A 19,844-nucleotide genomic window follows, 5' to 3' on the forward strand; every position below is an offset into this window, starting at 1 on the left:
CGGGGCCGCATTGCGGCCCCAAGCATCAGCGAACCACAGCCAACCGCCCGACCAACGGCAGCTTGGCTGCCAACCGGAACAGCGGCGCCGTCCAGCGCATCAATGCCGCACTGCCCTTGGCCGCCAACGGTGTATAGCAGCTCCACCCCAACGCCAGTATCGCCATCAGCAACCCGCCGATGTAGTCATCCTGGCCCCAATGGGCGCCTGCCACCAAACGCGGCAGCATGAACACCACCGCCAGCCCCCAGACCACCAGGTAGTGCACCAGGCGCCGGCTGAACAGGCTCATGAACAACGCCCAGATCAGCAACACCGAGGCGTGATCACCCGGGAAGCTCTTGCTGGAGCGGTCCTTGAGTTCCCAGGCAGCCTCCAGGTTCGGGTAGTAGTCACTGAGGTGCACGACGTCATCGAAGATCATCGACGGGCTCTTGTGTTGCCATCCAGCGGCATCGACCCACTTGGAAAACAGCGCGCGAATCACCACTAATAGAACCAGGGTGACCAAAAAGCCGAAAAAGGCCTCACGCACCTGGCAGGCTTTGAACACCCAGTTGCCACGGATCAGCACTGCCAGCAGGATCAACCCGACCACGATGTCGAACGGGCGCAGGCTGCCAAGGGTCCAGATGTAGCGCCAGGCGGTGTTGTCGGCCAGCGGCGCATTGAGGCTGTGAAACAGCCATTCGTCGAAAGTCAGGCACAGGATCTGGCCAATAGGCCATAACCAGAAACACATTAGAGCGATGGGCAGCAGCGTGCAGGCTGCCAAGGGTCCCAAGGACCACCTTGCTTGGAACAGTGGTCGATTGTCCATAAGATACCTCTATTGCCAACAGGAATCGGAGCGCCTTGTGAGCGCTCTGTCACGGGCTTCGCAAGTGTTTCGAAATCCCGTGTAACCATTTTGTCATCATTTTTAGATAGCCAGAACCTATGAGCGAATTGCCGGATACCGATTTCACCCAACGCTTCATCTTCGACGACCGCGATATCCGCGGTGAGTGGGTGGGGCTCGACCGCAGCTATGCCGAAGTGCTGGCGCGTCACCCGTACCCCCAACCTGTGGCCGCGCTGCTCGGTGAGCTGATGGCTGCCACCGCATTGCTGGTGGGCGCGCTGAAGTTCGATGGCCTGCTGATCCTGCAGGCACGTTCCCAGGGGCCGATCCCGCTGCTGATGGTGGAATGCTCCGGTGATCGCGAGATTCGCGGCGTTGCCCGTTACGAGGCGGACCAGATCGGCGCAGAGGCGACCTTGGCCCAGCTGATGCCCGACGGCCACCTGACCCTGACCATCGACCCGGTCAACGGCCAGCGTTACCAGGGTACCGTCGACCTGGACGGCGCCAACCTGTCGGAATGCTTCACCAACTACTTCGTTCAGTCGCAGCAGCTCAATACCCGTTTCTGGCTTGATGCCAAGGACGGCAAGGCGCGCGGCCTGCTGTTGCAACAGTTGCCGGTAGACCGCCAGCGCGACGAAGAAGAGCGCGCCGAGAGCTGGCAGCATGTAACGGCCCTCGCCAGCACGCTCAAAGCCGAAGAGTGGGTGCTGGACAACGAAACCCTGCTGCACCGCCTCTACCATGAAGACGCCGTGCGCCTGTTCGATATCGAGCCGCTGCGCTTCCACTGCAGTTGCTCGCGCGAGCGCTCCGGCAATGCGCTGGTTAGCCTCGGCCAGCACGACGCCGAGCAGTTGGTCGAAGAGTGCGGTGGCAAGGTGGAAATCGATTGCCAGTTCTGCAACGAGCGCTATTTCTTCGATGCAAGCGATGTCGCGCAACTGTTTGCCGGTGGCGGGACAGACACGGCGTCAGAAACTCGGCACTGAAACGATTAACTACAGGGAATTCTGCTGTCGAATTGCGCAAAAGCGCAGTAACGACAGGAGGGGCCTACTTTTTTTGGGCGTTTCTGGCATAATCCGGCCACTTTTTTCGCTGTAGTAGTTTTTTACAGACAACTACAAAACGTTTGGAGCACTCGGCCTCGGGCCGGATGGGGTATCTCATGACGCAAGCCAACAACACCGTGTACACCGACCTGAGCGTCGATAAGCTGGTAGAAGAAGCGCTGCAACGCGGTGAGGGCGTGCTGGCCGATACTGGCGCACTGGTGGTCGAGACCGGTCACCGCACTGGCCGTTCGCCGGCTGACCGTTTCATCGTCGAAGAACCTTCCACCCAGGCTGCCATCTCCTGGGGCCCGATCAACCGCAAGTTCCCGGCCGACAAGTTCGATGCCCTGTGGGACCGCGTCGAGGCGTTCAACAACGCCCAGGATCACTTCGTTTCCTACGTTCACGTAGGTGCGGCCGCCGAGCACTACCTGCCGGTGAAGATGACCACCCAGACTGCCTGGCAGAACCTGTTCGGCCGTTGCCTGTTCATCAACCCTGAGCAGTTCAACCCGGCTGGTCGTGACCAGTGGCAGATCCTCAACGTTGCCAACTTCGTTTGCGAGCCTGAGCGTGACGGCACCAACTCCGACGGCTGCGTGATCATCAACTTCGCCCAGAAGAAGGTGCTGATCGCTGGCATGCGTTACGCCGGTGAAATGAAGAAAGCCATGTTCTCGGTGCAGAACTTCCTGCTGCCGGCTGCCGACGTGCTGCCAATGCACTGCGCTGCCAACATCGGCGAAGAAGGCGATGTGACCCTGTTCTTCGGCCTGTCCGGCACTGGCAAGACCACCCTGTCGGCCGACGAAAGCCGTTACCTGATCGGTGACGACGAGCACGGTTGGGGCGAAGGCGTTGTCTTCAACATGGAAGGCGGTTGCTACGCCAAGTGCATCGACTTGTCCGAGAAGAACGAGCCGGTCATCTGGAAAGCCATCAAGCATGGTGCAGTGCTGGAAAACGTCGTGCTCGACGCCAACAAGCACGCCGACTACACCGACGTCAGCCTGACCCAGAACAGCCGTGCGGCCTACCCGCTGGAGCACGTTGCCAAGCGTTCCGAAGCGAACCTGGGCGGCGAGCCTAACGCGGTCATCTTCCTGACCTGCGACCTGACCGGCGTTCTGCCTCCGGTTTCGATCCTGAACAACGAACAGGCTGCCTACCACTTCCTGTCCGGTTACACCGCGCTGGTCGGTTCCACCGAAATGGGTTCGGGCGGCGGCATCAAGTCGACCTTCTCCACCTGCTTCGGCGCGCCGTTCTTCCCGCGCCCGGCTGGCGAGTACGCTGAGCTGCTGATCAAGCGCATCAACGGCTTCAACTCCAAGGTCTACCTGGTCAACACCGGCTGGACCGGTGGTGGCTACGGCGTTGGCAAGCGCTTCAGCATCCCGACCACCCGCGCGGTGATCGCTGCGATCCAGAGCGGCGCGCTGGTAGGTGCCGACACCGAGCACCTGGACATCATCAACCTGGACGTGCCAAAAACCGTTCCGGGCGTTGATACCGAGCTGCTCAACCCGCGCACCAACTGGGCTGACAAAGCTGCCTACGACGAGGCCGCCAAAGGCCTGGCCAAGCTGTTCATCGAAAACTTCAAGAAGTTCGAAGTTTCCGACGCCATCAAGGCTGCTGGCCCACAGCTGTAAGCTGTCGTTAGCTGTAAAGAAAAGCCGCCTGAGATGGCGGCTTTTTTGTGCCTGATGCTTTTGCACGATTACTAATGGCCTTTTCGCGGGCTGCCCGCAAAAAGGACGTAAAGACATCCTCCAGTCTGGATTTTCTGTTTCACTGTTAGCATCCATTGCGACCTCGCGAGACAGACAGATGACCGAAGCCCCACAGCGCAGTGCATTCGCCCACTTCCATCCCATCCTCACCCGCCCCCAGGACAACGACCTGAACGGCCACATCGCCGGTGCCACCGTGCATGGCTTTTTCGAAACCGCCATCCAGGCCTTCCTCGTCGAGCAAGCTGAGCTGGACCTGCGTGAAGGTGCTCTGGCCGCGTTCGTGGTCAGTTCGGCTGCGGACTTTTTCGCGCTGCCGGGTTTTCCGGATGTGCTTGAGGTGGGCCTGGGGGTGACGCGGTTGGCCGGCAGTACCGTGGAATACCGGTTGGCGCTGTATCGCCCTGGCGAAAGGGATGCGTGTGCGGCGGGGACGGTGGTGCAGGTGTTCATCGAGCGCTCAAGCGGCCGGCCTGTGCCGCTGCCTGAGGCACTGCAGGCCATTCTCAGCGGCCTTCAGCTCGCCCCGCAGGCATAAAAAAGCCCCGCCGGGCGGGGCGGGGCTTTTGCTGCCAGGGCCAAGCCCTCAGGCATCAGTGGCGCCAGTGGCGCTTGTGCTTGCGGTGGCCGTAATGGTTGCCACGGTCATAGTGACGACGGTCGTCGTAGCTACGGCGGTAGCGGCGATCGTCATGGCGTTCGTCGTCGTCGGCCTTGTTGCCCATGTAGTTACCCAGCGCGCCACCGGCACCGCCGCCGGCTGCCGCACCAATATAGCTACCGGTGGTGCCGCCCACCGAGCGACCAACCACGTTGCCGCCTGCGGCGCCCAGCGCGCCACCGATGGCGGCTTCGCCACGCTGGCGTTTGTCGGCACCCAGGGCGCCGCCGGCTGCGCCGCCCAGGCCGGCACCAATAGCGCCGCCCGTGCTACCACCGATGGAGTTGCCCACTACGGAGCCGAGTACCCCACCCAATGCGCCGCCAATGCCGGCCTCGGTATTGCCGCCGGCCATGGCAACGCCGCTGAGCAAGCTGAAAGACAACAACAGAATCGAGGAGTACTTCTTCATCAAGAGAGCCTCATAAGGATGACGAGGCGAATTTGAGGCTCTGGAGGGCGGCTGGCAATTGAAATCCGACGAGTAGCACGAGTTGTACACAATTCTCTAAGTTACTGTTTTCTAGGTGAAACTTTATTGTTTTTTGGCTGTCAGAGGTACTTATGACAAAGCCCTGAACCGTTACGGAACAGGGCTTTTTCGTTTTTGCCGTAAGCCTTTCGAGCGCTACAGAATACGCCCGTCGTCCCGCGCACGTTCCAGCTTGATGGCAATGAATTTGGACGTCGGCGTATGGCTGCCATCGCCAATGCTCTCCAACGGCACCAGCGGGTTCACCTCTGGATAATAGGCCGCCGCCTGCCCGGCCGGGATATCGAAGGCCAGCAAGGTGAAGCCGTGCACACGGCGCACATGCTCATCCCCCCACAACGAGACGATGTCGACCTTCTGCCCCGGCTGGAAGCCAAGGCGGATGATGTCGGCCTCGTTGACGAACAGCACCTCACGCTGGCCGCGCACGCCTCGGTAGCGATCATCCAGGCCATAGATGGTGGTGTTGTACTGATCGTGCGAACGCATCGACTGCATGACCAGGTCGGGCAATTGGCCGCTGGCCCGCACGCGCTCATCAAGCAAGGTGTCCGGCAGCAAGTTGGCCTTGAAATTGGCGCGCCCGGTGCTGGTCTGCCATTCGCGGTTGGCGGCGCTGTTGCCCAGGTAGAAGCCACCCGGCTCGCGCAGGCGCTGGTTGAAGCCGCTGAACCCGGCAATGGTGTCGCCGATCAGGTCGCGGATGCGGTCGTAGTCGGCAACCAGCCAGTGCCAGTCGACCGGCTGCTTGCCCAGGGTGGCGGCAGCGATACCGGCAACCACCGCAGGCTCCGAGCGCATCTGCGTCGTCAGCGGCTTCAACTGGCCGTTGGAGGCATGGACCATGCTGAACGAGTCTTCCACGGTCACCGCCTGTGGCCCGTCGGCCTGCAGGTCGATATCGGTACGGCCCAGGCACGGCAGGATCAGTGCCTGCTTGCCGTGCACCAGGTGGCTGCGGTTGAGTTTGGTGCTGATGTGCACGGTCAGCTCGCAGTTGCGCAGCGCCTGCGCGGTACGCGCGGTGTCTGGCGTGGCCTGGGCGAAGTTGCCGCCCAAGCCGATGAACACCTTGGCACGGCCGTCGAGCATGGCGTGGATGGCTTCGACGGTGTTGTGGCCATTGTGCCGCGGCACGGGGAAGTTGAAGCGCTTCTCGAGGGCGTCGAGCAGTGCCAGCGGCGGGCGCTCGTTGATACCCATGGTGCGGTCGCCCTGCACGTTGCTGTGGCCACGCACCGGGCACAGGCCGGCGCCTGGCGCGCCGATGTTGCCGCGCAGCATCTGCAGGTTGACGATTTCCTGGATGGTCGGCACCGAATGGCGATGCTGGGTGATGCCCATCGCCCAGCACATGATCACCCGCTTGCCACGGCAATACATGCGCGCGGCCAGCTCGATGTCGGCCAGGGCCAGGCCGGATTGCGTCTGGATATGCGCCCACGGCGTGGCATCGACCACTGCCAGGTAGTCATCGATGCCGTGACCATGCTCGGCGATGAAGGCGTGGTCGAACACGGCAGGTTCGCCGTTGGCCTGGGCCTCACGTTCCCACTGCAGGACGAACTTGGCCATGCCGCGCAGCAGCGCCATATCGCCACCAAGGGCCGGGCGGAAGAACGCGGTGTTGGTCGGCCGGTCGCTGTTGGTCAACATCTCCAGCGGGTTCTGCGGGTGCTGGAAACGCTCCAGGCCACGCTCTTTCAGGGGGTTTACGCACACCACCTGGGCGCCGCGTTTCACCGCATCGCGCAGCGGGTCGAGCATGCGTGGGTGGTTGGTGCCCGGGTTCTGGCCCCAGACGAAGATCGCATCGGCATGCTCGAAGTCGTCGTAGGTGACCGTGCCCTTGCCGACGCCGACGCTTTGCCCCAGGGCCACGCCGCTGGCTTCGTGGCACATGTTCGAGCAATCGGGGAAGTTGTTGGTGCCGTAGGCCCGCACGAACAGCTGGTAGAGGTAGGCGGCTTCGTTGCTGGCCCGGCCCGAGGTGTAGAACTCGGCCTGGTCAGGGGTGGCCAGGTTGTTCAGTTCGCGGGCGATCAGGGCAAAGGCGGCATCCCAACTGATGGGCTGGTAGCGGTCCTGTTGTGCGTCGTAGACCATCGGTTCGGTCAGGCGCCCCTGGTACTCCAGCCAGTAATCGCTCTGCTCGCGCAGCGCGCTGACGCTGTAGCGCGCGAAAAAGGCGGCGTCCACGCGGCGCTTGGTGGCTTCCCAGTTGACCGCCTTGGCGCCGTTCTCGCAGAACTTGACCATGCCGCTTTCCGGCGAATCGCCCCAGGCGCAGCCGGGGCAGTCGAAGCCGCCGTTCTGGTTGGTCTTGAGCAGCGCGCGGAGGTTCTTCAGTGCATTATCGCTGCCGACCCAAGCCTTGGCCACGCTGCGCAACGCGCCCCAGCCTCCGGCGGGGCCGTGGTAGGGCTTGTAGCGAGGGGGGGCGGCTGGGGCGTTGTCAGGGAGGGGCTGGTACGAGGTCACGGCTGTTACGACTCCGCCGCTGGGCTGTAGACCCGCGGTGCACTGTGTTTGGGCAAGTGAATGAGGTTGAGGTTGTGCTTGCGCGCCCATTGCAGGGCCAGGCCGGTGGGTGCCGAGAGGCTGACCAGGGTCTGGATGCCGGCACGCAGCACCTTCTGGATCAGCTCCAGGCTGCAGCGGCTGGTGACGATGGCCAGGCCGCCGGTGCTGTCGATGCCTTGGCGCAGCAGGGCTCCGATCAGTTTGTCGAGGGCGTTGTGCCGGCCGATGTCTTCGCGGCCGAGCAGCAGTTCGCCGTTACGGTCCATGAACAGTGCCGCATGCACCGCGCCGCAATGCTGGCCGAGCGGCTGGAAGGCGTCGATACGCCCACGCAGGCCTGCCAGCCAGTGCGCAGGCGGCAAGGGCGCACCGGGCAGTTCGGCCAGCTCGGGCAGTGCCTGCTCGAGTGCTTCGACCCCGCACAGGCCGCAGCCGCTAGTGCCGGCCAGCTGGCGGCGCTGGTTCTTCAGGTTCCAGAAGGCCCGGCTGGAGATTTCCAGGTCGGCGTACAGGGCCGAACCGGTGCCGGACAGCTTGAGGTCATAGATCTCGTGGGTGCCTTCGACAAGCCCGGCGCCGACGCTGAAGCCGACGGCAAAGTCTTCAAGGTCGGTAGGGCTGACCAGCATCACCGCTTGGTTGAGGCCGTTGTAGGCAATGGCCAAGGCCACTTCTTCGGCCAGGGGCGTACTGGCGCGCTCGGCGTCGCCGAGCTGGGCATAATCGTAGGTGTTGCTGGCGGCGGGCAAGGCCAAAGGCGATGAGGCCGCGCAGACCGGAGGTTTGCTGTTCATCGGGGCTGGCTACCGGCGGCGATTTGATAGCCCAAGCCTAGGCCTGTGGGACGGTCTCGTCTAATCGCTAGGGTCTATGCCTTGATAGACCGCGTCGATTGGTCGCGGCAGGGGCAGGTCGGGTAATCCTGGCCTAGACTCCTGGCTCCGAGGTTTTATCAACAAGGAGAACGCAATGAGCCTGTTCAGTTTCGTGAAGGAAGCCGGCGAGAAGTTGATCGACCTGCTGACCCCCGGTAATGCCAATGCCGAGGAGCAGTTGAAAAAGCACGTGGAAAGCGTCGGCCTGGGTAATCCGGACATCACCGCCACTGTAGAGGGCGACACGATCATCCTCAAAGGCGAGGTTGCCAGCCAGGAGGAGAAAGAGAAGATCATTCTGGCGGCGGGCAACATCAACGGTGTGGCCAGCGTTGATGATCAGATCACCGTAACAGGGCCGGTCGTTCAGGCTGCGCGTTTCGTTACCGTGAAAAAGGGTGACACGCTGTCAGCCATTGCAGTAGTCGTGTATGGCAATGCCAACCAGTACAACAAGATCTTCGAGGCCAACAAGCCGATGCTGTCGCACCCGGACAAGATCTATCCGGGGCAGGTGTTGCGCATTCCGGACTGATAGATCGTGCTGGCTCTTTCGCGGGGCAAGCCCGCTCCCACAGGTACCCTGCAATGCTCAAGGGTTTTGCTTACCTGTGGGGGCGGGCTTGCCCCGCGAAGAGGCCCTCAAAGCCCCGACAACAAATCCCGGTAATCCTCTACCGCGGCAAACTCCTGGGTATCGCGCGGCGCTGCCTGGCTGTCCGGCTGCCTCACTGCCAGCAGGTGCCCGACCCCAAACTGCCGTGCGCTGCGCAAAATGGCCAGGGTGTCGTCTATAAACAGGCTGCGCGCCGGGTCGAAGCCGATATCCGCCTGCAACGCATGCCAGAACTGTGGGCTTTCCTTGGGGTAGCCATAATCATGCGAACTGATCAGCCGCTCGAAGTACGGCGCCAGTTCTACCCGCTCCAACTTCAGTGACAACGAATCGCGGTGGGCATTGGTGATCATCACCACGCGCTTGCCCGCCTGGCGGATGGCGGCCAGGAAGGTGTCGGCATCCGGGCGCAGGGCGATCAGGTCGGCGATCTCGCGCTTGAGCTCACGGATCGGCAGCTTCAGCTCACGGCTCCAGAAGTCCAGGCAGTACCAGTTGAGCGTGCCAGCATTGCGCTCGAACAGCGGCTGCAGCTCCATTTCTGCCATGGCCCGGCTGACGCCATGCAGCTCGGCATAGCGCTGGGGCAGGTGCTCCAGCCAGAATCGGTTGTCGTAGTGCAGGTCGAGCAGCGTGCCGTCCATGTCCAGCAGGACGGTATCGATGGCAGACCAGGGAAGAACAGACATGGGAAACTCTCGTTCAGTCGGCTAGCCACGGTATAGTAACCCGTTCACGCCAAGGAGCTGCCCCATGCGCCAGAAACCCACCGTCCTCAACCGCGAAATCGTCGCCAGCAGCCGCCTGTTCCGCGTCGAGGCCGTGCAACTGCGCTTCAGTAATGGTGCCGAGCGCACCTACGAGCGCCTGGTCGGCCGGGGCAACGGTTACGGGGCGGTGATGATCGTGGCGATGCTCGACGCCGAACATGCTGTGCTGGTCGAGGAATACTGCGGCGGCACGGACGAATACGAGCTGTCGTTGCCCAAGGGCCTCATCGAACCGGGCGAGGACGTGCTGGCGGCGGCAGACCGGGAGCTCAAGGAAGAGGCCGGTTTTGGGGCGCGGCAACTGGAGCACCTGACCGAACTGTCGCTGTCGCCTGGCTACATGAGCCAGAAGATCCAGGTGGTGCTGGCGACCGACCTGTATGAAGAGCAGCTTGAAGGCGATGAGCCGGAGCCGATGCGGGTCGACAAGGTCAACCTGCGCGAGTTGTCGGCCCTGGCCATGCACCCGCAGTTCACCGAGGGCCGCGCCTTGGCGGCGCTTTACCTGGCGCGCGACCTGCTGAGCCAGCGGGGGCTGCTGGAGCTATGAACGACCTGCAGCTGATGCACGAAGTGGTCAAGCTGGCCCAGGTGGCGGGCCAGGCGACTCTGCCGTTCTGGCGCGCCGATGTGGCGGTCAGCAACAAGGCCGACGATTCACCGGTCACTGCGGCAGACCTGGCGGCGCACCGGGTCATTGCCGATGGCTTGCTGGCGCTGGCGCCGCACATCCCGGTGCTGTCCGAAGAAGACTGCGACATATCGCTGGCCGAGCGCCAGGGCTGGAGCCGTTGGTGGCTGGTCGACCCGCTGGACGGTACCAAGGAATTCATTGCAGGCAGTGAAGAGTTCACGGTCAACATCGCGCTGATCGACAATGCTGAGGTGGTGTTTGGCGTGGTGTCGATGCCGACCAACGGGCGCTGTTACTTTGGCGGCCGCCAGTTGGGTGCCTGGCGTGCCGAGGCGGGTGAAGCGGCCGAGCCGATCCAGGTACGCAATGCACCGCCTGCCGATGGCCGTTTCACCGTGGTCGCCAGCCGTCGTCATTCCAGCCCGGAGCAAGAAGCGCTGCTGGCCGGGCTAGGGGCTGCGGTGGGGGACCTGGCGCTGGCCAATATCGGCAGCTCGCTGAAGTTCTGCCTGCTGGCCGAAGGCAGCGCCGATTGCTACCCGCGCCTGGCGCCGACTTCGCAGTGGGACACTGCTGCGGCGCAGGGTGTGGTCGAAGGTGCCGGTGGCGAGGTCATCGAGCTGGACGGCCAGCCGTTCCGCTATCCGCCGCGTGAGTCACTGCTGAACCCGTTTTTCCTGGCCTTGCCCAGCGCTGCCAGCTGGCGCCAGGCCTTGATCGACCTGTCGCGCCGCGCCTACAACAACTAGGGTGCGTGCAGGCAATCAGCGGTGCAGAACGTACTGCCCGCTGAACTGCACGGCCGGTTCGTCGCTGCCGGCATTGCTGACGGTAGTCTCCAGCGTCAGCCGCGCCCGCCCACGGCGCTGGTACATCGTCACGAAGCGCGCCCAGCTCTTTTCATCCGGCGCCGCACAGCGGGCCACTGCCGTACCGGTGACCGGCAACGGGTAACTGATCTGCCCCTCCTGGATGACGATATGCCCGTCATCGATGCCCAACTCGCGCAGGCGCAGGTGCAGCCACCCCCAGCCCACCAGTACCGCAGCGCAGTACAAGCTGCCGCCGAACATGGTGCTCTTGTGGTTGACGTTGGCCGCCAGCGGCAGTTGCAGGCGCAGGGTGTGCTGCTGCCAGTCGATGACCTCCAGGCCCATTTCCCGCGTGAGGGGGATGTCGCTGTGCAGTACGCCCTGCAGGTACTGGCTGTCGGTGCTCATGGACGGTTGTCCTCCTGGTCGTCGTGCCCGCCGCTGCCGCCGTCAAAACTGAGGCTGTGCTTGCGCAGCTTGTCATGCAAGGTCTTGCGTGGAATGCCCAGAGCCTCGGCCAGGCTGCGCATGGAGCTGTGGGGTTGGGCAAGCTCGGCGGCAATCAGCGAGCGCTCGAACTGCTCGACCTGTTCGCTGAGGTTGCCGGCCACGACCACCGGCGCCGGCGTTGCCGCAGCCGGTGCCTGGCCGTCGAGGGCAAGCTCAAGGCCCAGGGCAAAGCGTTCGGCAGCGTTCTGCAGCTCCCGCACATTGCCAGGCCAGGCGTGGCGCAGCAGCATGGCGCGCTGGGCGGGCTGCAGGGTGTGCGGCGTCAAGCCGTGGCGCTGGCTGGCGGCATCGGCGAAGTGCTGGAACAACACCAGGATGTCGTCACCGCGCTCACGCAGCGGGGGTATGCGCAGCGGCGCCACGTTCAGGCGGTAATACAGGTCGGCGCGGAAGCGCCCCTGGTCGGCGGACTGGCGCAGGTCTTCCTTGGTGGCAGCAATGATGCGGATATCCAGCGGGATCAGCTGGTTGCCGCCCAGGCGCTCGACCACCCGCTCCTGCAACATGCGCAGCAGTTTGACCTGTACATCCAGGCTCATGCTTTCGATTTCATCGAGAAACAGCGTGCCGCCATTGGCGAATTCGAACTTGCCGATGCGCCGCTTCTGCGCACCGGTGAAGGCGCCAGGTTCGTGGCCGAACAACTCGCTCTCGACCACCGACTCGGCCAGTGCCCCGGCGTTGATCGCCACGAATGGCCCGTCACGGCGGCTGGACAGGTCGTGCAGGGCGCGGGCCACCACCTCTTTGCCGGCACCGGTCTCACCCAGTATCAGCACATCGGCGCGGGTACCGGCCAAGGCGCCGATCTGCTCGCGCAGGCGCAGCATCGACGGCGACTGGCCCACCAGGCGCGTGGCCAGTTGCTGGCGGTCGCTCAAGGCCAGGCGCAGGCTGCGGTTGTCCAGCACCAGGCGGCGCAGGGCCAGGGCGCGGCGCACGCTGTCGAGCAGGGCGTCGCTGGCAAACGGTTTTTCAAGGAAGTCATAGGCACCGGCGCGCATCGCCTGTACCGCCAACGGCACATCGCCGTGGCCGGTAATCAGCAGCACCGGCAGCTCGCTGTCGCGCCCGTGCAGTTGCTCCAGCAGTTGCAGGCCATCGATGCCAGGCATGCGGATGTCGCTGACCACCACACCGGGCCAGTCGGCTTCGATACGCTCGGCCAGGCCTTGGCCATCGGCCAGCGCCACCACCTTGAGCCCGGCAAGGTCCAAGGTCTGGCTCAGCGCTTGGCGCAGGTGGGGGTCGTCGTCGACCAGAATGACCTGGGCTTGGCTGTCGATCAGTGTCTCGGGGGTCATGCCGAGGGGTCCTCCGAATTGGGCAGGGTAGCGCCGGGTGCGGCCACGCGCAGTTGCAGGGTAAGCAAGGCGCCGCCTTCAGGGTGGTTGGCCAGTAGCAGTTCACCGCCCAGCGCGCGCATCAGGCTTTCGCAGATGGCCAGCCCCAGGCCCAGGCCCTGGGTGCGGGTCTTGGTGGTGAAGAACGGCTCCTTGGCATGCTCCAGCGCCTGGCGGCTGAAGCCAGGGCCGTTGTCGCGGATGAACAGGTAGACGTAGCCATCGCGCTGTTCGGCACTCAGCCACAGACGGCGCGGGTTGGCCTTTTCGGTCAGGGCGTCGAGGGCGTTGGCCAGCAAGTTGCCCAGTACCTGGCGCAGGCGGGTTTCGCCCGCCTGTACCCACAACGTGGCCTCTGGCAGGTCGCGGATCAGCTCGACGGCCATCGCGCGGCGGCGCTTGGCCAGCAACGCCAGGGCATCGTCCAGTGCCGGCTGCAGGGCCACGCTCTCCGGGGCGTGGCGGTCGCGGCGGGCGAAGGCGCGCAGGTGGGCGATGATAGAGGCCATGCGCCCGGTCAGTTCACCGATCAGCTTGAGGTTGCCGCGGGCGTCGTCGGTGCGTTGATGGTCAAGCAAGATCTCGGCGTTCTCGGCGTAACTGCGAATGGCCGCCAGCGGCTGGTTGAGCTCGTGGCTGATACTCGCCGACATGGTGCCCAGCACCGACAGCTTGCCGGCCTGGACCAGTTCGTCCTGGGCCCGCACGGCTTCCTGCTGGGCATTTTCACGTTCCAGCACGGCACTTTTGAGGCGGGTATTGAGGCCTTCGAGGTCGGCGGTACGTTCGGCCACGCGCTTTTCCAGCTCTTGGCGGCCACGGGCCTCGAAGTCGATACGGTCGATGTAGTGGCGCCGCCGCTGCATCACCAGGCCTGCCAGCAGCATCATCACCAGCAGCGTGCCGGCGCCGATGGCCATCACCGTCTGCACCGAGCGGTCGACCAGCATGCGTGGCGCGAGGATGCTGACTTGCCAGCCGGTTTCCTTGATGTCGCGGGTCTGGGTGATCCACGCATCCTGGCTGAGCAGCAGCGGCTGCGGGGCCTGGGTCGGGTACGGCTGGATGGCGATGATCGCCTGGCGCTCGGCCTCGGTCAGCGCGCGGGTGGCACGGAAGCGCCAGTCGGGCCGTGAGGTCAGGATCACCACGCCGTTATGGTCGGTCAGCAACAGTTGCTCTGGGGTGCGGCCCCAGAGGGTTTCGGTGTGGTCCAGGTCGACCTTGACCACCAGCACGCCCACGATGCGCTCGCGGTCCCGCACCGCTGCGGCAAAGAAGTAGCCACGCTTGGCCGAGGTGGTGCCCTGGCCGAAGAAACGCCCCAGGTGGCCGGCCATGGCCTCGTTGAAGTAAGGGCGGAAGGCGAAGTTACGGCCGACGAAACTGTCGTGCTTGTCCCAGTTGGAGGCGGCCAGGGTGTTGCCGCTGACGTCCATCAGGTACATGACCTCGGCACCGGTCTGCTGGACGATGCCCTTGAGCAGGCGGTTGGCGTTGGTCACCGCTTCCAGGCGGAACGGGTCAGCCAGCACGCCGCGCAGGGCCGGCAGGTCGCCGAGGATCTGCGGCAGGGTTTCGTAGCGGTGCAGGGTGCCGAGCAGGTTGGCGACGTACAGGTCGAGGGTCTGGCGGTTCTGTGAGGCCAGTTCTTCCTGGTAGTAGCGCTCGGCCAGGTGATGCAGCGGCCACAGCAGCGGTGCGAGGCACAGGGCCAGCAGGGCCAGGCTGCGCCAGCGGGGACGGCGTGGGGGCGTGGGTTTTGCAATCATCACGTAAGTGCGCCAGAAAAGTCTGACGCAATTATGCGCTACTTGAGGCAGTCGATCAGCGCCTGCTGCCAGTGCGGCAGGCGGATGTGCCATTCGTGGGCCAGGCGTGAGCAGTCCAGGCGTGAGTTGAGCGGCCTGCGGGCCGGCGTGGGGTAGTCGCTGGACGGGATTGGCAGCAGTTCGGCGCAGGGCAGGCCTTGGGCCTTGAGTTGCTCGGCGATGGCCTGGGCGAAGCCGAACCAGGACGTCTCGCCTTGCGCGGTAAGGTGGTAGGTGCCCCAGGCGCCCGCTTGCCCGGCCTGCCAACGTTCGACCAATACACGGGTGCTGGCGGCAATGCTAGCGGCCCAGGTCGGTGCGCCGATCTGATCGTCGACAATGCGCAGTTGAGGCTTCTCTTGCAGCAGGCGCTGCAGGGTCAGCAGAAAGTTGCGCCCGTACAGCGAATAAACCCAGCTGGTACGCAGGATCAAGTGCTGGCCGGCCACTGCGGCAATCGCCTGCTCGCCTGCAAGTTTGCTTTGGCCGTAGACCCCCAGGGGGTTGGGGGCGTCTTGTTCGGTATAGGGCGTGGCCTTGCTGCCGTCGAAGACGTAGTCGGTGGAGTAGTGGATAAGCGGCGCGCCGAGCCGTGCCGCTTCTTCGGCAAGTACGCCAGGGCCGTGGGCATTGATCGCAAAGGCGCGCTCTGGCTCGTGCTCGGCCTGGTCGACCGCCGTGTAGGCACCCGCATTGATGATCAGGTCGGGGGCCAGCTGGCGCAGCGGGCCACGCAGGGCCTCGGGCTGGGCCAGGTCCAGTTGCTCGCGCCCGAGCACGTGAAGCTCGCCAAGGCCGACCAGCTGCGCCTGCAGCGCCTGGGCTACCTGGCCGTTACGGCCACATACGACAATCTTCATGGCAGCAGTTGCGCCTCACTCAGCGGTACGCCGACCTTGTCCTTTTCCGACAGCACCGGCGGCCCTTCGAGTTGCCAGTCGATGGCCAGCTGCGCGTCGTCCCAGCGGATGCAACGGTCGGCGCCTGGGTTGTAGTAGTCGGTGGTCTTGTAGAGGAACTCGGCCGTTTCGCTGACCACCGCAAAACCGTGGGCAAAGCCAGGCGGAATCCACAATTGGCGATGATTGTCGGCCGACAGGTGCACGGCAACCCACTGGCCGAAAGTTGGCGAGCTCTTGCGCACATCCACGGCAATATCGCGGATCTCACCCTGTACCACGCGCACCAGTTTGCCTTGGGTGTTTTCTACCTGATAGTGCAGGCCGCGCAACACGCCCTTGAGGGAGCGGGAGTGGTTGTCCTGGACGAAGTCCACGGCAACGCCGGTCTGCTTGGCAAACTCACGGGCGTTGAAGGCTTCGAAGAAGAAGCCTCGGCTGTCACCGTATACCGTCGGTTCGATGATCAGTACATCAGGGATCTCGGTGGGGATGATGTTCATGCAGACTCGTTAGCCAGTTTGCCCAGGTACTGACCGTAACCGGTCTTTTTGAGTTTTTCAGCCTTGGCCAGCAACTGGTCACGGGTGATCCAGCCCTTGTTGAAGGCGATTTCTTCCAGGCAGGCCACCTTCAGCCCCTGGCGATTCTCGATGGTTTGCACATATTGCGAGGCATCCAGCAGGCTCTCGTGAGTCCCGGTATCGAGCCAGGCAAAGCCGCGGCCAAAGCGCTCCACGCGCAGGTCGCCGCGCTTGAGGTAGGCATTGGTGACATCGGTGATTTCAAGTTCGCCCCGCTCGGAGGGGCGGATGCCCTTGGCAATTTCGATTACGTCGTTGTCGTAGAAGTACAGGCCCGTCACCGCATAGCTGGACTTGGGCTTGAGGGGCTTTTCTTCGATGGACAGGGCATTGCCTTGCTCGTCGAACTCGACCACGCCGAAGCGCTCCGGGTCCTTGACCCAATAGCCGAATACCGTGGCGCCACTCGGGTGGTTGACCGCGCGTTGCAACTGTTCGGTGAAGCTCTGGCCGTGGAAGATGTTGTCGCCAAGAATGAGGCACACCGAGTCATCGCCGATAAACTGCTCGCCGATCAGAAATGCCTGGGCCAGGCCATCGGGCGAGGGCTGCTCGGCATAGTTGATGTGGATGCCGAACTGGCTTCCGTCGCCGAACAGCTGGCGATACTGGGGCAGGTCCTGAGGTGTCGAGATCAGCAGGATTTCGCGGATATCGGCGAGCATCAGCACCGAAATCGGGTAGTAGATCATCGGTTTGTCGTAAATCGGCAGCAGTTGCTTGGAAACCCCAAGGGTGATGGGGTGCAGGCGTGTGCCGGATCCTCCGGCCAGGACGATGCCCTTGGTCATGCAATGAGCTCCTTGATGTCGGTATTGCCCAGGCGTTCACCCTGGTAGCTGCCATCCTGGACATGACGGCACCATTGCAGGTTGTCCAGGTACCACTGCACCGTCTTGCGCAGCCCGCTGGCGAAGGTTTCTTGCGGTACCCAGCCCAGTTCCCGTTCGATCTTGCTGGCATCGATGGCATAGCGCAGGTCGTGGCCGGGGCGGTCCTGGACGTAGCTGATCAGGTCTGCATAGCGGGCCACGCCTTGCGGGTGCTGCGGCGCCAGCTCTTCGAGCAGGGCGCAGATGGCGTGCACCACGTCGAGGTTCTTCTGCTCGTTGTGGCCGCCGATATTGTACGTTTCGCCGACCTGTCCGTGGCTCACTACTTCAAGCAACGCCCGGGCGTGGTCTTCGACGAACAGCCAGTCACGTACTTGCTGGCCATTGCCATACACCGGCAGTGGCTTACCGGCCAAGGCATTGAGGATCATCAGCGGGATCAGCTTTTCGGGGAAATGGTAAGGGCCGTAGTTGTTCGAGCAGTTGGTGATCAGCACCGGCAGCCCGTAGGTGCGGTGCCAGGCGCGCACCAGGTGGTCCGAGGCGGCCTTGCTCGCCGAATAGGGTGAGCTGGGCGCATACGGCGTGGTCTCGTGAAACAGGTCGTTGGCGCCATGCAGGTCGCCATAGACTTCGTCGGTGGAGATATGGTGAAAACGGAACGCACGGCGCTGCTCGGCCGGCAGCTGGCTCCACCAGGCGCGGGTGGCTTCGAGCAGGGCGTAAGTGCCGACGATGTTGGTCTGGATGAACGCGGCCGGGCCGTCGATCGACCGGTCCACATGGGACTCGGCTGCCAGGTGCATGATCGCCCCAGGCTGAAAGCGTTCGAGCACGGCGCTGACGGTTGCCGAGTCGGCGATATCGGCCTGGACGAATTCGTATCGGGTGTTGTTGGCGATGCTCTGCAGCGATTCGAGGTTGCCGGCGTAGGTCAGCTTGTCGAGGTTGAGCACTTCGTGTTCGGTGTTGTCGATCAGGTGGCGGACCAGCGCCGAGCCAATGAAGCCGGCGCCGCCTGTGACGAGTATGCGCATCTCAAGTGGCCTCTGGAAAACCAAGTTCTATGGCATGCAGCCTAGCTCGTCGGCTAGGGTGGTGGCAGACAAATATCATGGGTTTGGCGGGAAGGCTTGGGGTTATTTCGATTGATATCGGTATAATTGGTTTAATGGTTTTCTTAGGCAGGTTTTTTTGCTTTTAATGCCGATATATATCGGTTATAAATTTGCGATAGCCGGGGGCGCTTTGCGCCCCATCGCGACGCAAGGCCGCTCCTACACACACACACACTACCAACGCCCCAGTGCACATCGGCTCAGGGCCTACGCAGAGGTTAACCATGAAAACCCTCAACTCCACCCCCCGTGCCGACGGCTTCCATATGCCCGCTGAATGGGCGCCGCAGACCCAGGTCTGGATGGTCTGGCCGGAGCGTTCGGACAACTGGAGCCTGGGTGGCAAACCGGCGCAGGCTGCGCATGTGACGCTGGCCAAGGCCATCGCCCGCTTCGAGCCGGTGACCGTGGGGGTTTCCGCTGGCCAGTACGAAAACGCCCGTCGCCAACTCGACCTGCCGAACATCCGCGTGGTGGAAATCAGCAATGACGATGCCTGGGTGCGCGATACCGGCCCAACCTTCGTCATCAACGACCACGGCGAAGTGCGCGGTGTGGACTGGGGCTTCAATGCCTGGGGCGGTTTCGAGGGCGGCCTCTACGCGCCCTGGAACCGTGACGAGGAACTGGCCGCCAAGGTACTGGAAATGGAGCGCTGCCAGCGCTACCAGACCGAGGGCTTCGTGCTGGAAGGTGGCTCGATCCACGTGGACGGCGAAGGCACCGTGATCACCACCGAGGAATGCCTGCTCAACCGCAACCGCAACCCGCACCTGGGCCGCGAACAGATCGAGGCGGTGCTGCGCGAGCACCTGGCGGTCGACACCGTGGTCTGGCTGCCGGACGGCCTGTACAACGACGAAACCGACGGCCACGTCGACAACTTCTGCTGTTACGTGCGCCCAGGTGAAGTGTTACTGGCCTGGACCGATGATTCCAACGACCCCAACTACGCACGCTGCCACGCCGCGCTGGAGGTGCTGAAAAACACCCGCGATGCCAAAGGCCGTGAGTTCGTGGTGCACAAGATGCCGATTCCGGGCCCGCTGTATGCCACCGCCGAAGAATGTGACGGTGTCGACCAGGTGGCCGGTAGCCAGGAGCGCGACCCGTCGGTACGCCTGGCCGGCTCGTATGTGAACTTCCTGATCGTCAACGGCGGCATCATCGCGCCCAGCTTCGATGACCCTGCAGATGCCCAGGCCAGAGCGATCCTGGCCAAGATCTTCCCGGACCACGAAGTGGTGATGATCCCTGGCCGTGAGCTGCTGCTGGGCGGGGGCAATATCCATTGCCTGACCCAACAGCAACCCGCGCCGCTCAAGCGCTGAAGCCACGCTGAATCAATAGGCCCGTCATCTGACGGGCTTTTTATTTCCAGGCGACGTCCGGCGCCGCGAATGGCATATGTTTTGTATTGTTTTTCAAAGAGATAGCTCGGCTTGGCCGGGCGCTTGGATCTGTAACAATACCTACGTAGATTAGCCGCTCACGGGCAAGGGAGTACGTGTGGAAATGAACGCAGCAAGTGAGTCGGCTTTGTGCCCATCGGCAGTGAATCATCAATCGCTCAAGGTTCTGGCGCAGTGGTTGAAGCACCATGGAAGCAAACAGGTCAGGACGACCGACCCACGACGTCTGCTTGCCGGGCGATACCCCCAAGGGCTGATCAGTGAAGCGGAGATGCAAGCGCTGATGGCGGTGTGGCACTGACCGTATCG

General features: G+C 63.4%; 20 protein-coding genes. 8 read left to right on the top strand and 12 right to left on the bottom strand.

Annotated features, from left to right (window positions below; translation table 11 throughout):
• Positions 1-25: 25 nt before the first annotated feature.
• On the bottom strand, positions 26-820 hold the full coding sequence (locus tag CKW22_RS20770; protein ID WP_095064973.1) for a phosphatase PAP2 family protein: 795 nt from the start codon (positions 818-820) through the stop codon (positions 26-28).
• A gap of 119 nt (positions 821-939) precedes the next feature.
• On the opposite strand from CKW22_RS20770, the gene hslO reads away from it, so the two are divergent.
• From hslO to CKW22_RS20785, 3 genes are all read left to right on the top strand, one after another.
• Positions 940-1,839, top strand: coding sequence for an Hsp33 family molecular chaperone HslO (gene hslO, locus CKW22_RS20775; RefSeq protein WP_047582911.1), 900 nt, complete (start codon positions 940-942; stop codon positions 1,837-1,839).
• A 179-nt stretch (positions 1,840-2,018) separates the two neighbouring features.
• On the top strand, positions 2,019-3,560 hold the full coding sequence (locus CKW22_RS20780; protein WP_033703229.1) for a phosphoenolpyruvate carboxykinase: 1,542 nt from the start codon (positions 2,019-2,021) through the stop codon (positions 3,558-3,560).
• A gap of 178 nt (positions 3,561-3,738) precedes the next feature.
• Positions 3,739-4,179: a thioesterase family protein gene (locus tag CKW22_RS20785; RefSeq protein WP_033703228.1), complete on the top strand. Its 441-nt coding sequence runs from the start codon at positions 3,739-3,741 to the stop codon at positions 4,177-4,179.
• A 55-nt stretch (positions 4,180-4,234) separates the two neighbouring features.
• On the opposite strand, the gene CKW22_RS20790 is transcribed toward CKW22_RS20785, so the two are convergent.
• From CKW22_RS20790 to fdhD, 3 genes are all read right to left on the bottom strand, one after another.
• The gene (locus tag CKW22_RS20790; protein ID WP_033703227.1) at positions 4,235-4,714 is read right to left on the bottom strand and encodes a glycine zipper domain-containing protein; all 480 of its coding nucleotides are present in this window, start codon (positions 4,712-4,714) and stop codon (positions 4,235-4,237) included.
• A 216-nt stretch (positions 4,715-4,930) separates the two neighbouring features.
• Positions 4,931-7,276 carry an FdhF/YdeP family oxidoreductase gene (locus CKW22_RS20795; protein ID WP_095064975.1) on the bottom strand — a complete coding sequence of 782 codons (2,346 nt, stop codon included), beginning with the start codon at positions 7,274-7,276 and terminating at the stop codon, positions 4,931-4,933.
• Between the two features lie 5 nt (positions 7,277-7,281).
• On the bottom strand, positions 7,282-8,112 hold the full coding sequence (gene fdhD / locus CKW22_RS20800) for a formate dehydrogenase accessory sulfurtransferase FdhD (protein WP_033703225.1): 831 nt from the start codon (positions 8,110-8,112) through the stop codon (positions 7,282-7,284).
• Between the two features lie 175 nt (positions 8,113-8,287).
• Between fdhD and lysM the strand changes: the two genes are divergently transcribed.
• The gene (lysM, locus tag CKW22_RS20805) at positions 8,288-8,728 is read left to right on the top strand and encodes a peptidoglycan-binding protein LysM (RefSeq protein ID WP_047582915.1); all 441 of its coding nucleotides are present in this window, start codon (positions 8,288-8,290) and stop codon (positions 8,726-8,728) included.
• A 107-nt stretch (positions 8,729-8,835) separates the two neighbouring features.
• Here lysM and yrfG read toward each other — a convergent pair whose 3' ends face one another.
• The gene (yrfG, locus tag CKW22_RS20810) at positions 8,836-9,498 is read right to left on the bottom strand and encodes a GMP/IMP nucleotidase (RefSeq protein WP_095064977.1); all 663 of its coding nucleotides are present in this window, start codon (positions 9,496-9,498) and stop codon (positions 8,836-8,838) included.
• Positions 9,499-9,562: 64 nt separating this feature from the next.
• Here yrfG and nudE point away from each other — a divergent pair, with 64 nt between their 5' ends.
• Together nudE and cysQ are read left to right on the top strand one after the other, a co-directional pair.
• A complete protein-coding gene (nudE, locus tag CKW22_RS20815; protein WP_033703221.1) occupies positions 9,563-10,129 on the top strand; it encodes an ADP compounds hydrolase NudE in 567 nt (188 codons plus the stop codon).
• Positions 10,126-10,962, top strand: coding sequence for a 3'(2'),5'-bisphosphate nucleotidase CysQ (gene cysQ / locus CKW22_RS20820; protein ID WP_033703220.1), 837 nt, complete (start codon positions 10,126-10,128; stop codon positions 10,960-10,962). Before nudE ends, cysQ begins: the two co-directional genes overlap by 4 nt.
• A gap of 15 nt (positions 10,963-10,977) precedes the next feature.
• Here the strand turns inward: cysQ and CKW22_RS20825 are convergent, their stop codons facing one another.
• The 7 genes from CKW22_RS20825 to rfbB are packed head-to-tail and all read right to left on the bottom strand — an operon-like array spanning position 10,978 to position 18,042.
• Positions 10,978-11,433: a YiiD C-terminal domain-containing protein gene (locus tag CKW22_RS20825; protein WP_033703219.1), complete on the bottom strand. Its 456-nt coding sequence runs from the start codon at positions 11,431-11,433 to the stop codon at positions 10,978-10,980.
• Positions 11,430-12,839 (bottom strand): sigma-54 dependent transcriptional regulator, encoded by a 1,410-nt coding sequence (locus CKW22_RS20830; protein WP_095064979.1) that lies wholly within the window; start codon positions 12,837-12,839, stop codon positions 11,430-11,432. Before CKW22_RS20830 ends, CKW22_RS20825 begins: the two co-directional genes overlap by 4 nt.
• Complete coding sequence (locus CKW22_RS20835) at positions 12,836-14,650, bottom strand: ATP-binding protein (RefSeq protein ID WP_033703216.1); 1,815 nt, start codon at positions 14,648-14,650, stop codon at positions 12,836-12,838. Before CKW22_RS20835 ends, CKW22_RS20830 begins: the two co-directional genes overlap by 4 nt.
• A 38-nt stretch (positions 14,651-14,688) precedes the next feature.
• Positions 14,689-15,549 carry a dTDP-4-dehydrorhamnose reductase gene (gene rfbD / locus CKW22_RS20840; protein WP_095064981.1) on the bottom strand — a complete coding sequence of 287 codons (861 nt, stop codon included), beginning with the start codon at positions 15,547-15,549 and terminating at the stop codon, positions 14,689-14,691.
• The gene (rfbC, locus tag CKW22_RS20845; protein WP_033703214.1) at positions 15,546-16,091 is read right to left on the bottom strand and encodes a dTDP-4-dehydrorhamnose 3,5-epimerase; all 546 of its coding nucleotides are present in this window, start codon (positions 16,089-16,091) and stop codon (positions 15,546-15,548) included. The genes rfbD and rfbC overlap by 4 nt, the downstream gene beginning before the upstream one ends.
• Positions 16,088-16,963 carry a glucose-1-phosphate thymidylyltransferase RfbA gene (gene rfbA / locus CKW22_RS20850; RefSeq protein ID WP_033703213.1) on the bottom strand — a complete coding sequence of 292 codons (876 nt, stop codon included), beginning with the start codon at positions 16,961-16,963 and terminating at the stop codon, positions 16,088-16,090. Before rfbA ends, rfbC begins: the two co-directional genes overlap by 4 nt.
• On the bottom strand, positions 16,960-18,042 hold the full coding sequence (rfbB, locus tag CKW22_RS20855) for a dTDP-glucose 4,6-dehydratase (protein WP_033703212.1): 1,083 nt from the start codon (positions 18,040-18,042) through the stop codon (positions 16,960-16,962). The genes rfbA and rfbB overlap by 4 nt, the downstream gene beginning before the upstream one ends.
• A gap of 305 nt (positions 18,043-18,347) precedes the next feature.
• Here rfbB and aguA point away from each other — a divergent pair, with 305 nt between their 5' ends.
• A complete protein-coding gene (gene aguA, locus CKW22_RS20860; RefSeq protein WP_095064983.1) occupies positions 18,348-19,454 on the top strand; it encodes an agmatine deiminase in 1,107 nt (368 codons plus the stop codon).
• A 184-nt stretch (positions 19,455-19,638) separates the two neighbouring features.
• Positions 19,639-19,836, top strand: a complete 198-nt coding sequence (locus tag CKW22_RS27970; protein ID WP_077068774.1) for a hypothetical protein — start codon at positions 19,639-19,641, stop codon at positions 19,834-19,836.
• Positions 19,837-19,844 lie beyond the last annotated feature (8 nt).

The organism is Pseudomonas sp. Irchel s3f19, assembly GCF_900187555.1.
Lineage (GTDB): Bacteria > Pseudomonadota > Gammaproteobacteria > Pseudomonadales > Pseudomonadaceae > Aquipseudomonas > Aquipseudomonas capeferrum.